This is a genomic window from Pseudomonas sp. F3-2 (assembly GCF_038804275.1).
GTDB lineage: Bacteria > Pseudomonadota > Gammaproteobacteria > Pseudomonadales > Pseudomonadaceae > Aquipseudomonas.
Window position 1 is genome coordinate 3,514,537 of sequence record NZ_CP152388.1, and the last position, 13,318, is coordinate 3,527,854.

Here is a 13,318-nt window from a genome sequence, read left to right on the forward strand (position 1 = left end):
TTCCGCATGTCGCTCAAAACTAGCGGCTGATAAAACGCGTCAGTCGCAGGTTGTATGATAGCCTACCTTCTAGTAGGTTTATTTTAAGTTGTCGTTCGCCTTCCCAGACATCAGCCTGTATCCACCGAGATCCTCCATGAACAGTCCCGCCATCACCTACCCTTTCAAACCCTGGTTAGCTTATGCGCTGGCGGGCCTGGCATTCGCTGTCTTCAACGCCTCTGCCGCATCGACGGCACCGGGCGCAGACGGTCCCGGCCCTGAAGCACTGAAGCCGCTGCTGCTGACCATCAACGAGCGAATCGAAATCGCCGATCAAGTGGCGCTGACCAAATGGGACAGCGCGCAACCCGTCCAGGACGCGCAGCGAGAAGCCAGGGTGATCGCCGACGCCCGACAGCAGGCCGGCGGCTACAAGCTCGCAGCGGACGAAGCCGCCCAGCTACTTGCCGCCCAGATCGAGGCGAACAAGCTGGTCCAGTACGGTTTGCTGGCGGCATGGCACACCGCGGGGAAAGCCCCGGAAACGCCACGTCCGGATCTGAAGAACGATATCCGGCCGCGGCTGGACGCACTTCAGAACCGCCTGCTTCGGTCCTACGCGACATTCAGCCCGTTCAGAACCAGCGAGGCCTGCCCTGGCTGGCTGAGCCAGACGCTGCCTGGGCTGGCCAAGGATGAACTGCATAAACTGGCGCTGATCCGCGCGACGGGCGAGCTGTGCATCCGGCACGCCTCTCTGGCCGCTCCGCAGTCCTGACAGCTCACCTGTGGTTCTGAGGATCAGTGCGCGGCGTGTCGGTGCGCGGGTCTGCTTCATTGCCGGGCTGTCGGTCGACGTCGAGCGCACTGCACGTTGTGCCGTTAAACCGCCATGCTCGTCTGCGGGAATTGGGCCTGACGACAATGATCGTAGTGCCATTGGAAAATGCTGCCGACCAGCTTGGCGAAAATGACCAGGACGTCGATCGCTTCCTGCTTCTCCAGCCGATCGGCATCGGGATCAAGCACACAGAGCGACCCGAACAGACTGTTGTCGCGCAGAAAAATAGGAATGGAGATCGAGCTTTCAAAGCCGAACCGCTGTGAGGCGACGTTGCCCCGATGAACCGGACTCTGGCTCACGCAACCCACAACGAGATTGGAAGGCTCGGTCAGCAGATTGCTGCACATCGAGTGCTCAAGAGGAAATCGCTCACCGTCCTTGATGCCCAGGCATATCTCGTCATTGACGCTGCAGGCCACCCACTCCTTTTCGCAGAACTTGACGATGGCCGCAAAGCGCATGCCTGTGAGCCGCACGATGAGTTTCAGAATATTGGTGGTCGCCTCGATTTCGGCGATAGCATTGAGCTCCTCGACCGACAGCTGAGCATGTTGCTTTTTATCCACGGTGAGGACCTCGATCCATGACGCTGTCTCGGTTTCTTGACAGCTACCGACCGGGTATACCAGAAGCCAAATCGGGTAGCAATGCGCTATCAGATGAGCGTGCGCTGCCCCACTGCGTTACCGGGTAACAGAGGGCAGTGGCTCGACTGTCACGATCGCACGGCCTTCATTTATTGCGCTGCATCCACCCGATCAGCATGAAGATCAGGCCAGGGATCAACAGGCCCGGCGCCATGTAGGCGAACGTCTTCTCGATGAACAGGCCGCTGATGCCGAAACAGAATCCGCAAATCGCCAGCGGTATGCCGGTCACAAACAGCGGTTGCTTGAATGCCTTTTCCATACTTTCACCTGTTGATCTGGCGTGGGATGTGGGTGGTTGCAATAGTGATGCGATGATCAGGACCGCCGCGCCAGATCCACGGACGGCTTGAGGATCCAGAAATAATGCATGAAAAACCACGAGTCCTGCAAAAGTCACGCGCATGAAAAAGCCCAATCTGAAGAGATTGGGCTAAGTCATTGAATAATATGGTCGGGACGGAGTGATTCGAACACTCGACCCCTAGCACCCCATGCTAGTGCGCTACCGGACTGCGCTACGCCCCGACTAGGCGTGAATCTGTTGCGACTTCTTGCGAAAGCGTCGAGGAATATACCCTAAGCTTTTGAATGATGGAAGTATTTTGGTGAACAACGTCAGTGACGCAGCACGACCAGTACATCTTCCAGCTCCGCAATCATCTGCTTGATGAGTTGCTTGTACTGCAGGGAATCGTCCTTGACCTCATCGCTGGACATGCGCAGACGCGCGCCGCCAATGGTGAAGCCCTGATCGTAAAGCAGCGCGCGGATCTGCCGGATCATCAGCACATCCTGGCGCTGATAATACCGGCGATTCCCGCGACGCTTGACCGGGTTGAGCTGAGGAAATTCCTGTTCCCAATAACGCAGAACGTGCGGTTTTACCGCGCAGAGCTCGCTGACTTCACCGATGGTGAAGTAGCGTTTGCCGGGAATGGGCGGTAGCTCGTCGTTATGACTTGGTTCCAGCATAAGCCTCAACTCGGGCCTTCAGTTTCTGCCCTGGGCGAAAGGTGACCACACGGCGAGCCGTAATCGGAATTTCTTCCCCTGTCTTGGGATTTCGACCCGGTCGCTGGCGTTTATCTCGCAGGTCGAAATTGCCGAAACCGGACAATTTGACCTGCTCGTTATCTTCCAGAGCGTGCCTGATTTCCTCAAAGAACAGCTCAACCAGTTCCTTGGCTTCTCGTTTATTCAGGCCTAGCTCTTCGTACAGACGTTCGGCCATCTCAGCTTTCGTCAGAGCCCCCATACGCTACTTCCTTAACGTGGCGTTTAACCTTTCCTCAAGCGAGGTGAGAATTTGCTGCGTCGAAGCGTTTACCTCATCGTCAGTAAGAGTGCGCGATGGATGTTGCCAGGTCAAGCCAACTGCAAGGCTTTTTCTATGCGGATCAATGCCTTTACCCTGATAAACATCAAATAGCCTGAGGTCTGTCAGCCATTCCCCTGCATTTTCACGGATAACGTCCAGAACGGCGGTCGCCGCCACGTCACGATCGGCCAGCAAGGCCAGGTCGCGGCGCACTTCCGGGAAGCGCGACAGCTCACGGAATTTCGGCAGACGCCCTTCCGCTACTTCCGCCAGCACCAGTTCGAAAACGAACACCGGGCGATCCAGCCCGAGGGTTTTCGCCAGTTCCGGGTGCAACGCGCCGAGGTAACCGACTTCACGACCGTCGCGTTCGATACGCGCGGTCTGACCTGGATGCAGCGCTGGATGCTTGCCCGGTACGAAACGGAAATCATCCAGTGCGCCCGCGAAGCCGAGAACGGCTTCGACATCGGCCTTGACGTCGAAGAAATCGACTGCATCACGACCCTGCGCCCAACCTTCCGGCAGACGACTGCCGCAAATCACACCAGCCAGCATAGGCTCTTGTTGCAAACCTTCCAGCTGGCCGACGAAACGCAGGCCACTCTCGAACAGGCGTACGCGATCCTGCTGGCGATTGAGGTTGTGCTGCAAGGCTTTGACCAGCCCTGGCCACAGCGAAGAACGCATCGCCGCCATGTCGGCGGAAATCGGATTGGCAAGCAGCAATGGCTCGACACCCGGATTGAACAGCTCGAACCATTTCTGATCGATGAAGCTGTAAGTGATCGCTTCCTGATAGCCACGGGCAACCAGCAGACGACGCAGCGCAGGCAGATCGCCCTTCGCTTCGGTACGTGGCTGCGGAGCCAGACGTGCCTGTGGATAGCGGACCGGCAGGCGGTTGTAGCCGTAGAGGCGCGCCAGCTCTTCGATCAGGTCGACTTCCAGAGTGATGTCGAAACGATGACTAGGTACGTCGACACGCCATTGACCGCCCGCCTCGGCGGTCACAGTCAGACCCAGCGCGGTGAGCAGACGCTCGACCTCGGCAGTGTCCATTTTCATGCCGAGCATCTGCTCGATGCGATCGGCGCGCAGTATCACCGGCGCGACAGACGGCAGATGCTGCTCGCTGACCGCTTCAATGACCGGCCCCGCTTCGCCACCGGTGATTTCCAGCAACAGACCCGTGGCCCGCTCCATCGCTTCACGAGCCAGTTGCCAGTCAACGCCGCGCTCGTAACGATGCGATGCGTCAGTGTGCAGACCGTAGGAACGCGCCTTGCCGGCAACCGCGATGGTGTCGAAAAATGCGCTTTCAAGGAAAATGTCGCGAGTGCTGGCAGAAACGCCGCTGTGCTCGCCACCCATGACCCCGGCGATTGCCAGCGCACGCTGATGGTCAGCGATCACCAGTGTATCGGCGCGCAGGCTGACCTCCTGCCCATCGAGCAGTATCAGCTTCTCACCCTCTTGCGCCAGACGCACGCGGATGCCGCCGTTGATTTCGGCGAGATCGAAGGCGTGCAGCGGCTGCCCCAGTTCGAGCATCACGTAGTTGGTGATGTCGACAATGGCATCGATGCTGCGCACTTCCGAACGACGCAGGCGCTCGACCATCCACAGCGGCGTTGGCTTGCTCACGTCGACGTTACGGATCACACGACCCAGGTAACGCGGACAGGCATCCGGCGCCAGCACCTCGACCGGACGCACTTCATCGTGAGTCGCAGGAATGGTGGCCACTTGAGGACGTGTGACTTCGGCGTCGTACAGAGCGCCGACTTCGCGGGCCAGACCGGCAACCGACAGGCAGTCGCCGCGGTTAGGCGTAAGGTCGACCTCGATGCTGGCATCGTCCAGTTGCAGGAATTCACGGAAATCCTTGCCCACCGGCGCGTCAGCGGGCAGCTCCATCAAGCCGTCGTTGCCTTCGCCAACCTGCAGCTCGGCCTGGGAGCACAACATCCCGTTGGACTCGACGCCGCGCAGTTTGGCCTTCTTGATCTTGAAGTCGCCGGGCAGTTGCGCGCCAATCATCGCGAACGGAATCTTCAGGCCAGGACGCACATTGGGTGCGCCACAGACCACCTGATAAGTTTCGGCGCCATTGCTCACCTGACACACGCGCAGCTTGTCGGCGTCGGGGTGCTGCTCGGTGCTCAGCACTTCGCCCACGATCACACCGCTGAATTCACCGGCAGCCGGGGTCACACTGTCGACTTCCAGACCGGCCATTGACAGACGGGCCACCAGATCGTCGCGGGAGACTTGCGGGCTTACCCAGCCACGCAGCCATTGTTCACTGAATTTCATCCTGCTCTCCTAATAAGTTCGTTACGGGCGACCTAGCGAAATTGCGCGAGGAACCGCAAGTCGTTGTCGAAGAACAGGCGCAAGTCATTGACGCCGTAACGCAGCATGGCCAGACGCTCTGCGCCCATGCCGAAAGCGAAGCCCTGATACTCTTCCGGGTCGATGCCGGACATCCGAAGCACGTTCGGGTGAACCATGCCGCAACCCATCACTTCCAGCCAGCCGGTCTGCTTGCAGACACGGCAGCCTTTACCGCTGCACATCACGCATTCCATGTCGACTTCGGCGGATGGCTCGGTGAACGGGAAGTAGGAAGGACGGAAACGCACTGCCAGTTCTTTTTCAAAGAACACGCGCAGGAACTCTTCGATGGTGCCTTTCAGATCCGCGAAGTTGATATCGCGGTCCACCAACAGGCCTTCGACCTGATGGAACATCGGAGAGTGAGTGATATCGGAGTCGCTGCGATACACGCGTCCAGGACAGACAATGCGGATCGGCGGCGTGTTCGCTTCCATGGTGCGGACCTGAACCGGCGAGGTGTGGGTGCGCAGCAGCATGTTGGCGTTGAAATAGAAGGTGTCGTGCATCGACCGGGCCGGGTGATGGCCTGGGATGTTGAGCGCCTCGAAGTTGTGATAATCGTCCTCGACCTCCGGGCCTTCGGCAATGCCGTAGCCGATGTGGGTAAAGAACTGCTCGATTCGTTCCAGAGTCCGGGTGACCGGATGCAGGCCACCGGTGGTCTGTCCGCGACCAGGCAGGGTGACGTCAATCGACTCGGCGGCGAGCTTGGCGGCGAGATCCGCCTGCTCGAACGACGCCTTGCGCGCGTTGAGAACCTCTGTGACACGCTCCTTGGCAACGTTGATCAGCGCACCGACTTGCGGACGCTCTTCAGCGGGCAGATTCCCCAGGGTCTTCATCACCTGAGTCAATTCACCCTTCTTGCCGAGGTAGTGAACCCGGATTTGCTCCAGGGCGTTGATATCTTCGGCGCTTTGCACAGCCTCAAGTGCTTGAGAGACCAGCGCGTCCAGGTTTTCCATGTACAGACTCCAGATACGAAATAGGGGAAGAGCTTACAAGGCTCTTCCCCTATCTATGACGTTTAACACCGAACCCCGAGCGGGGTCCGGTGATTGCCGGGGACTTAGGCCAGAGTGGCTTTAGCTTTCTCGACAATCGCAGCAAACGCCGCTTTTTCGTTCACTGCCAGATCAGCCAGAACCTTACGGTCGATTTCGATCGACGCTTTTTTCAGGCCAGCGATGAAACGGCTGTAGGACAGACCGTTGATACGCGCACCAGCGTTGATACGAGCGATCCACAGAGCGCGGAACTGACGTTTTTTCTGACGACGGTCACGGTAGGCGTATTGGCCTGCCTTGATTACCGCTTGCTTGGCAACACGGAATACGCGTGAACGCGCGCCGTAGTAGCCTTTAGCAAGTTTCAGAATTTTTTTGTGACGTTTACGGGCAATGACGCCACGCTTTACACGAGCCATGAGTTACTTCCTCTATTCTTGATCAAAATTAACGAAGGCGCAGCATGCGCTCGACTTTTGCCACGTCGGACGGATGCAGCAGGCTGCTTCCGCGCAGTTGACGCTTACGCTTGGTCGACATTTTGGTCAGGATGTGGCTCTTGAAAGCGTGCTTGTGCTTGATGCCATTCGCGGTTTTCAGAAACCGCTTAGCTGCACCACTTTTAGTCTTCATCTTTGGCATGTTCGGATACTCCGCATTCAGTTGATAAACATAACCGCAAGGCCTGCCGTGCCCTGGTGGTTATTTCTTCTTTTTCGGGGCGATGACCATGATCAGCTGGCGTCCTTCCATCTTAGGATGCTGTTCGACCGAACCGTATTCGAGCAGGTCAGCTTCAACCCGCTTCAACAGCTCCATCCCCAGCTCCTGGTGGGCCATCTCACGACCGCGAAATCTCAAGGAAATCTTGGCCCTGTCCCCGTCACTCAGGAAACGTACCAGGTTGCGTAGTTTTACCTGGTAATCCCCTTCCTCCGTCCCTGGACGAAACTTGATTTCTTTAATCTGTACTTGCTTCTGGTTTTTCTTCGCCGCAGCTACCTGCTTCTTCTTCTCGAAGATGTGCTTGCCGTAGTCCATGACGCGACAGACAGGCGGTACTGCGTCGGCAGAAATTTCCACCAAATCGAGTTTGGCTTCTTCAGCGATACGAAGCGCTTCATCAATCGAGACGATGCCAATCTGCTCGCCGTCAGCGCCAATTAACCGAACCTCGCGTGCCGAGATATTCTCGTTGATCGGGGCTTTCGGTGCAGCTCGTTTATCTTGTCTCATTTCACGCTTAATAATAATTACTCCGAATCTTGGCGACCACGCCGGGAAACCGCTTGTGCGAGGAACTCCGAGAATTGGGCGACCGGCATGGAGCCGAGGTCTGCGCCTTCACGGGTACGCACAGCGACAGTTTGCGTTTCAACCTCCCGATCTCCGATGACGAGGAGATAGGGAACCTTGAGCAAAGTATGCTCGCGGATTTTAAAGCCGATCTTTTCATTTCTCAAGTCGGACTTGGCACGAAATCCGCTTTCGGCCAGTGTTTTTTCCACCTCAAGGGCAAAATCTGCCTGTTTATCAGTGATATTCATGATCACTGCCTGAGTTGGAGCCAGCCACGCAGGGAAAGCGCCTTCGTAGTGCTCGATCAGAATTCCGATGAAACGCTCGAAGGAACCCAGAATCGCGCGGTGCAGCATGACCGGATGCTTGCGTCCGTTGTCTTCCGAAACGAATTCTGCGCCCAGACGGATTGGCAGGTTGAAATCGAGCTGCAATGTACCGCATTGCCAGACACGACCCAAGCAATCCTTGAGAGAGAATTCGATTTTCGGACCGTAGAACGCACCCTCGCCCGGCTGCAGATCATAAGGCAGGCCGGCGCTGTCGAGCGCTGCCGCCAGGGCCGCTTCGGCGCGATCCCACAGATCGTCCGAGCCAACGCGCTTTTCAGGACGAGTCGAGAGCTTCATCTCGATGTCGTGGAAACCGAAATCCGCGTAGACATCCATGGTCAGCTTGATGAACGCTGCCGACTCCGCCTGCATCTGCTCTTCGGTGCAGAAAATGTGCGCGTCGTCCTGGGTAAATGCGCGTACACGCATGATGCCGTGCAGCGCGCCCGAAGGCTCATTGCGGTGACATGCGCCGAATTCAGCCAGACGCATCGGCAGCTCGCGGTAGCTTTTCAGGCCTTGGTTGAACACCTGCACGTGGCACGGGCAGTTCATCGGCTTGATCGCGTAGTCGCGGCTTTCCGATTCGGTGGTGAACATGTTCTCAGCGTAGTTGGCCCAGTGCCCGGACTTCTCCCACAGGGAGCGGTCGACGACCTGTGGAGTCTTGATCTCCAGATAGCCGTTTTCGCGCTGAGTCTTGCGCATGTACTGCTCGAGAACCTGATACAGGGTCCAGCCGTTGGGGTGCCAGAACACCATGCCAGGCGCTTCTTCCTGGGTGTGGAACAGGCCCAAGCGCTTGCCGATCTTGCGATGGTCGCGTTTCTCGGCTTCTTCGATGCGCTGTATGTAGGCGGCCAGCTGCTTCTTGTCAGCCCAGGCGGTGCCATAGACACGCTGCAGTTGCTCGTTCTTTGCGTCGCCGCGCCAGTACGCGCCGGACAGCTTGGTCAGTTTGAACGACTTGAGGAAACGCGTGTTCGGCACGTGCGGGCCGCGGCACATGTCGACGTATTCTTCGTGGTAGTAAAGGCCCATGGCCTTCTCGTTCGGCATGTCTTCGACCAGACGCAGCTTGTAGTCTTCGCCGCGGGCCTTGAACACTTCGATCACTTCCGCGCGCGGGGTGACCTTCTTGATGACGTCGTAATCCTTTTCGATCAGCTGCTGCATGCGCTGCTCGATCGCCGCCATGTCATCAGGCGTGAACGGGCGCTCGTAGGCAATATCGTAATAGAAGCCGTCATCGATGACCGGGCCGATGACCATCTTGGCCGTCGGGTACAACTGTTTGACCGCGTGACCGACCAGGTGCGCGCAGGAGTGACGAATGATCTCCAGGCCTTCCTGATCCTTCGGGGTGATGATCTGCAGGCTCGCGTCGGCATCAATGATGTCGCTGGCATCGACCAGTTGGCCGTTGACCTTGCCGGCGACGGTGGCCTTTGCCAGACCTGCGCCGATGGAAGCCGCGACTTCCGCTACGGAAACCGGGTGATCGAAAGAACGTTGACTGCCGTCGGGAAGAGTAATAGTTGGCATGGCGCCTCCTCTCCTAGTGGTGACCCCTACCAAAGGTCACGTGGGTTGGGATAGAGCCAGTACGCGATTCGGTGGTGTACCTGCCTCACAGTGGCAGGAGCCCAAGGGCCAACCTTTGACCGAACCAGAGTGACTGGAATTTAACGAAATCGACAGAACCAGCAGCATGAAAAAACTGCACTGCGAGCCGCGAGCGAATCGGCAGGACGCGCATCCTAGCACAGCCGCGCCGCGCGAGGTCAGATAAACGGTATTCGATGGCAGTGAAAGCCGCCGACCCGTTGCGTGGGAAATGTCCGCACACTGAACTGGCGTGGATCGGCGCCGTCAGATGAACCGAGGCCCGGCTCAAGGCCTGCCAAATTTGAAGGTCCATCGACAAAAAGGAACAAGCCATGAAGCTTCTACGTGTTGCCGCCCTCCTCGCGCCGCTGGCGTTGACCCTCCCGATCAGCGCTCACGCCGCCATGGACGCAAAGACTCAGAACACCTACATGAGTGAGTGCACTGCCGCAGCCACCCAGAACAACCCGGGTCTGGACGCCAGTGCCGTGAAAGCGCATTGCGAATGTGGGGCGCAGCAGATCAACAAGAACTTCTCGGACAAGGAAATCGCGTCGCTGAATGACAAAACGACGCCTCCGAGTACCGAAATGACCTCTCGCCTGCAGAAAGCCGTGGGTGAAAATTGCCTGAAGGGCAAAAAATAAAAAATTTACATTTCGTCAGGGTGGCCGTTTGAGCACCTGCCACAAGTGCCATCATTCGGCCGCTGAAGCCCACGTATTTCGTGGGCTTCAGCCAGACCCACCATCTCGGCCATACGAGAAATCCGCCATCGAAGTGAGCTCATGACAAATCATTTCGGCGTATATATTCAGTGCTGCGCCGCAAAGTTCTAATCGAAAAAGTCCAGCATTCACACAATTCGACTATGATAGCCCTCGTGTGCCCAGTTGGCCTGAGCAGCACAGCACTACTGAAAATTATGTTTCTGGAGATACACCATGTCTAATCGCCAAACCGGCACCGTAAAATGGTTCAACGATGAAAAAGGCTTCGGCTTTATCACTCCACAAGGTGGCGGTGACGACCTGTTCGTACACTTCAAGGCCATTGAGTCCGACGGTTTCAAAAGCCTGAAAGAAGGCCAGACTGTCTCCTTCGTGGCTGAGAAAGGCCAAAAGGGCATGCAAGCCGCTCAGGTTCGTCCGGAGTAATCCGAGCGTGCTGAAAAAACCCCGTCACTGACGGGGTTTTTTTATGCCTGTAACAACGCTCAACCGCAGTTGACCCGGTTGACGGTGCCTGCCTGATCGGTGTTCAGGTTCAGGCGTTCGGAACGGTATTCCAGCGTGACCATATCGTTGGGACCCAGCACGCGGGCCATTTGAGCACCCGCCTTGGCTCGGGCCTGATCCAGCAAGGCCGGGGATGCCGGTTTACCGACCGCGAACTGAGCGGCGGCTGCATCACAACGGGAATCACTGGCCGCGGCAGCGGTCGAGCCTTCGGCAGGCTGCGACGACGAATCGGATGTACTGCTGCAACCTGCCAGCAACGCCGCCATTAGTACCAGACCCGATGATGCGTATTTCCAGGGCATACAGCCTCCTTTAGTAAACGTGAACCAGCCTCTCTGCGACAGCGACCTGCCAGCTTTGTTTCGCCGACGTCGGCCAAAAGGGGCGCGGCGCGGCTCAAGGTTCAGGAGTCTGCCCCAGGCATCCTCGGATCGGGGCAAACAAATCGTCACAAAACGTTTGCTGCTTTACGCTGCGCGACGACCGCGTCAGTAGATGTCCACGTAATCGGAAACCGGGTTGGCCCAGTTGTCGCGCAACGCGTTGTATATCTGCGCGACCCACGCCGCGTCGCTCGCGGCGACCGGCCCTACGCACCCGGATCCCGCCGCCCAGGTTTCCAGGCGAAACAGCAGCCCGTCGAGGTCGGCTCCGCCCACGGCCTGCGAGGACATCCAGGCCAGGCCCTCGCGACTGACGCGCAGTTGGTTGTGCACGCGGTCGTCAGCAGCGGCGATCATGTTGCGAACGGCGTCATGGGTAAACGCCTGGGGGTTGGTCAGATCGATGGACACGGGAATTTTCCTGGCTTGATGAAGGACAATTCTGTCACGCGCCGTTCCCTCATGCCTAAGTAGCAGTGCGCAATGGGCGATGAAATGCTCTACTGCAACGCCTGTGCGAGACCGCTGAACAGGCTTCGCAGTCAGGTTTCGATATTTTCAGAGTGAACCAACGACATGGCCATCGTCTCCATTGATGCTGACATCAAGGCCAAATGGCCGCAGGGGCATTGCGCCCACAGCCCGGGCAGCGCGGAAGAGCTGGCGATCATCGCGATCGATCTGCTGGTCAAGGAACTGGGCACCGACGGTGCCCAGGGATTCATGAATCAGGTGTTTCTGCGCCACAAGGTCGACGCCCTGAGCGACGCCTGATGCCGATTACTTGAGCCGCCCCAGGCGCTGGGTCAGCAGGTCGAAGAAACCCTGTGCATCGCCGTTGCCGACCCAGAACACATTTTTGTTCTGACCCAGCGTGTCGTACCAGTCAGCAATGGTCTGGCCGAAACCCGGGCCCTCACGGCTGTCGATCACCAGGTTCACCGACCTGCCGCTGAACAGCTCCGGCTTGAGCAACCAGGCGATGACGCTGGCGTCGTGCACCGGCCCGCCGGGCAGCCCGTAATGGATCATGTCGGCCTTCACGTACTCGTTGAGGATGCTGCTCACCAGCTTGCCGGCCTGATTGTTCAACCCTTCAAGCTGGCGAATGCGCGGTTCGCTGGTGAGGATCTTGTGCGTCACGTCGAGCGGCACGTAGGTGAGCTTGACGCCACTGGCCAGCACGACCTTGGCCGCATCCGGATCGGCGTAAATGTTGAATTCGGCCACTGGCGTGATGTTGCCGCCGTTGAAGTGCGCGCCGCCCATCACCACCACCTCTTTGATCCCTTGGGTGATTTCCGGGGCCTGAACCAACGCCAGCGCCAGGTTGGTCTGCGGTCCGAGCATCGCGATCGTGATGCTATGGGGCGCCGCTTTGCTCAGCGTATCTACCAGGTATTGCACGGCGTTGCCTTTGGCCAGCGGTTTAGCCGGCTCGTGCACGTCGACGCCGGGCAAGCCTTCCTTGCCGTGAATGTTTTCCGCGTAAACCGGCGAACGCACCAGCGGTCTGCCGGCGCCTGCGTAAACCGGTACGTCTTCGCGCCCCGCCCACTCTCGCGCCAGCCGCGCATTGCGCGAGGTCTTGTCGATGCGCACGTTGCCCGCCACCGTGGTGATGGCGAGCACGTTCAATTCCTGCGGCGACGCCAGTGCCAGCAGCAGCGCCACCACGTCGTCGGCACCCGGATCGGTGTCGATGATCAGGTCGCGCTTTTCAGCCGCGTGCAGTGCTCCGGCAGATAAAAGGGTCAATAGTGCGGCACTCCTGAGCAATCCAGAAAAATAACGACGGCATGTGTGCATAGGAAACTCCCTGTTTCTCGTTTGAATCCGGTAGGTCAAAACACCACGCCGGCCACCAGCGCGATGTTGGTGTAGGGCTGGCATTCGCCCGTGCGAACGATTGCGCGAGCGTTGCGGCTGAGCTGTTTGAGCGCATCGTGGCTGAGCAGACGGCGCTCGCCGAGCTGGCCCGACGCAGTCAGCGCGTCCACCGACGCCAGCGCGGGCGGCTGCCTGACCAGCATTTCATCGGCGAGCACATGGTGTTCGACCTGCATCTCCGTCAGCACCGTGTCGAGCACGCTGAGGAAATCCGGGACGCCATGGGTCAGCGCCAGGTCGATCAGCTCCACGCCCGGCGGCACAGGCATGCCGGCGTCGACGATCATCAGAATGTCGCCATGCCCCAGTGACGCGACGACGCGAGACAGGGCGATATTGAGCAAGGGTGTCTTTTTCATAA

At 58.3% G+C, this 13,318-nt stretch carries 18 protein-coding genes and 1 tRNA gene; 4 read left to right on the forward strand and 15 right to left on the reverse strand.

The genetic code is table 11. From position 1 onward, the window contains the following. Window positions 1–136 precede the first annotated feature (136 nt). Window positions 137–760 carry a chorismate mutase gene (locus AAGQ88_RS16000; RefSeq protein WP_342652912.1) on the forward strand — a complete coding sequence of 208 codons (624 nt, stop codon included), beginning with the start codon at window positions 137–139 and terminating at the stop codon, window positions 758–760. Window positions 761–864: 104 nt separating this feature from the next. Here the strand turns inward: AAGQ88_RS16000 and AAGQ88_RS16005 are convergent, their stop codons facing one another. The 11 genes from AAGQ88_RS16005 to thrS form a co-directional block, all read right to left on the reverse strand. Then, window positions 865–1,392, reverse strand: coding sequence for a GAF domain-containing protein (locus AAGQ88_RS16005; protein ID WP_342652913.1), 528 nt, complete (start codon window positions 1,390–1,392; stop codon window positions 865–867). A gap of 166 nt (window positions 1,393–1,558) precedes the next feature. Then, window positions 1,559–1,879 carry a hypothetical protein gene (locus tag AAGQ88_RS16010; RefSeq protein ID WP_342652914.1) on the reverse strand — a complete coding sequence of 107 codons (321 nt, stop codon included), beginning with the start codon at window positions 1,877–1,879 and terminating at the stop codon, window positions 1,559–1,561. Window positions 1,880–1,924: 45 nt separating this feature from the next. After that, window positions 1,925–2,001 (reverse strand) — tRNA-Pro (locus AAGQ88_RS16015). Window positions 2,002–2,091: 90 nt separating this feature from the next. Next, the gene (locus tag AAGQ88_RS16020; RefSeq protein WP_093459042.1) at window positions 2,092–2,448 is read right to left on the reverse strand and encodes a MerR family transcriptional regulator; all 357 of its coding nucleotides are present in this window, start codon (window positions 2,446–2,448) and stop codon (window positions 2,092–2,094) included. Further along, on the reverse strand, window positions 2,429–2,731 hold the full coding sequence (ihfA, locus tag AAGQ88_RS16025) for an integration host factor subunit alpha (protein WP_002553164.1): 303 nt from the start codon (window positions 2,729–2,731) through the stop codon (window positions 2,429–2,431). The genes AAGQ88_RS16020 and ihfA overlap by 20 nt, the downstream gene beginning before the upstream one ends. 3 nt (window positions 2,732–2,734) lie before the next feature. Beyond that, the gene (pheT, locus tag AAGQ88_RS16030) at window positions 2,735–5,113 is read right to left on the reverse strand and encodes a phenylalanine--tRNA ligase subunit beta (RefSeq protein ID WP_342652915.1); all 2,379 of its coding nucleotides are present in this window, start codon (window positions 5,111–5,113) and stop codon (window positions 2,735–2,737) included. 32 nt (window positions 5,114–5,145) lie between these two features. Then, entirely contained in the window at window positions 5,146–6,162 is a 1,017-nt protein-coding gene (gene pheS, locus AAGQ88_RS16035; protein WP_285424855.1) for a phenylalanine--tRNA ligase subunit alpha, read from the reverse strand. A 104-nt stretch (window positions 6,163–6,266) separates the two neighbouring features. Continuing rightward, window positions 6,267–6,623 (reverse strand): 50S ribosomal protein L20, encoded by a 357-nt coding sequence (gene rplT / locus AAGQ88_RS16040; protein ID WP_007905879.1) that lies wholly within the window; start codon window positions 6,621–6,623, stop codon window positions 6,267–6,269. A 28-nt stretch (window positions 6,624–6,651) separates the two neighbouring features. Continuing rightward, complete coding sequence (gene rpmI / locus AAGQ88_RS16045) at window positions 6,652–6,846, reverse strand: 50S ribosomal protein L35 (RefSeq protein WP_002553160.1); 195 nt, start codon at window positions 6,844–6,846, stop codon at window positions 6,652–6,654. Window positions 6,847–6,906: 60 nt separating this feature from the next. Next, window positions 6,907–7,458 carry a translation initiation factor IF-3 gene (gene infC / locus AAGQ88_RS16050; RefSeq protein ID WP_177182079.1) on the reverse strand — a complete coding sequence of 184 codons (552 nt, stop codon included), beginning with the start codon at window positions 7,456–7,458 and terminating at the stop codon, window positions 6,907–6,909. Continuing rightward, complete coding sequence (thrS, locus tag AAGQ88_RS16055; RefSeq protein ID WP_093459046.1) at window positions 7,458–9,380, reverse strand: threonine--tRNA ligase; 1,923 nt, start codon at window positions 9,378–9,380, stop codon at window positions 7,458–7,460. Before thrS ends, infC begins: the two co-directional genes overlap by 1 nt. Window positions 9,381–9,775: 395 nt before the next feature. On the opposite strand from thrS, the gene AAGQ88_RS16060 reads away from it, so the two are divergent. Next, window positions 9,776–10,090 carry a hypothetical protein gene (locus tag AAGQ88_RS16060; protein ID WP_342652916.1) on the forward strand — a complete coding sequence of 105 codons (315 nt, stop codon included), beginning with the start codon at window positions 9,776–9,778 and terminating at the stop codon, window positions 10,088–10,090. A 297-nt stretch (window positions 10,091–10,387) separates the two neighbouring features. Further along, window positions 10,388–10,600, forward strand: coding sequence for a cold-shock protein (locus tag AAGQ88_RS16065; protein ID WP_003179963.1), 213 nt, complete (start codon window positions 10,388–10,390; stop codon window positions 10,598–10,600). A 59-nt stretch (window positions 10,601–10,659) separates the two neighbouring features. On the opposite strand, the gene AAGQ88_RS16070 is transcribed toward AAGQ88_RS16065, so the two are convergent. Both AAGQ88_RS16070 and AAGQ88_RS16075 read right to left on the reverse strand, forming a co-directional pair. Continuing rightward, window positions 10,660–10,986 carry an I78 family peptidase inhibitor gene (locus AAGQ88_RS16070; RefSeq protein WP_342652917.1) on the reverse strand — a complete coding sequence of 109 codons (327 nt, stop codon included), beginning with the start codon at window positions 10,984–10,986 and terminating at the stop codon, window positions 10,660–10,662. A gap of 186 nt (window positions 10,987–11,172) precedes the next feature. After that, window positions 11,173–11,478, reverse strand: a complete 306-nt coding sequence (locus tag AAGQ88_RS16075) for a hypothetical protein (RefSeq protein WP_342652918.1) — start codon at window positions 11,476–11,478, stop codon at window positions 11,173–11,175. Window positions 11,479–11,643: 165 nt separating this feature from the next. Here AAGQ88_RS16075 and AAGQ88_RS16080 point away from each other — a divergent pair, with 165 nt between their 5' ends. Beyond that, window positions 11,644–11,841 carry a hypothetical protein gene (locus AAGQ88_RS16080; RefSeq protein WP_342652919.1) on the forward strand — a complete coding sequence of 66 codons (198 nt, stop codon included), beginning with the start codon at window positions 11,644–11,646 and terminating at the stop codon, window positions 11,839–11,841. 6 nt (window positions 11,842–11,847) lie between these two features. Here AAGQ88_RS16080 and AAGQ88_RS16085 read toward each other — a convergent pair whose 3' ends face one another. Together AAGQ88_RS16085 and rbsD are read right to left on the reverse strand one after the other, a co-directional pair. Further along, window positions 11,848–12,876 carry a nucleoside hydrolase gene (locus AAGQ88_RS16085; RefSeq protein ID WP_342652920.1) on the reverse strand — a complete coding sequence of 343 codons (1,029 nt, stop codon included), beginning with the start codon at window positions 12,874–12,876 and terminating at the stop codon, window positions 11,848–11,850. Window positions 12,877–12,911: 35 nt separating this feature from the next. Next, window positions 12,912–13,316, reverse strand: a complete 405-nt coding sequence (rbsD, locus tag AAGQ88_RS16090) for a D-ribose pyranase (protein WP_285424861.1) — start codon at window positions 13,314–13,316, stop codon at window positions 12,912–12,914. Between the last annotated feature and the right edge of the window lie 2 nt (window positions 13,317–13,318).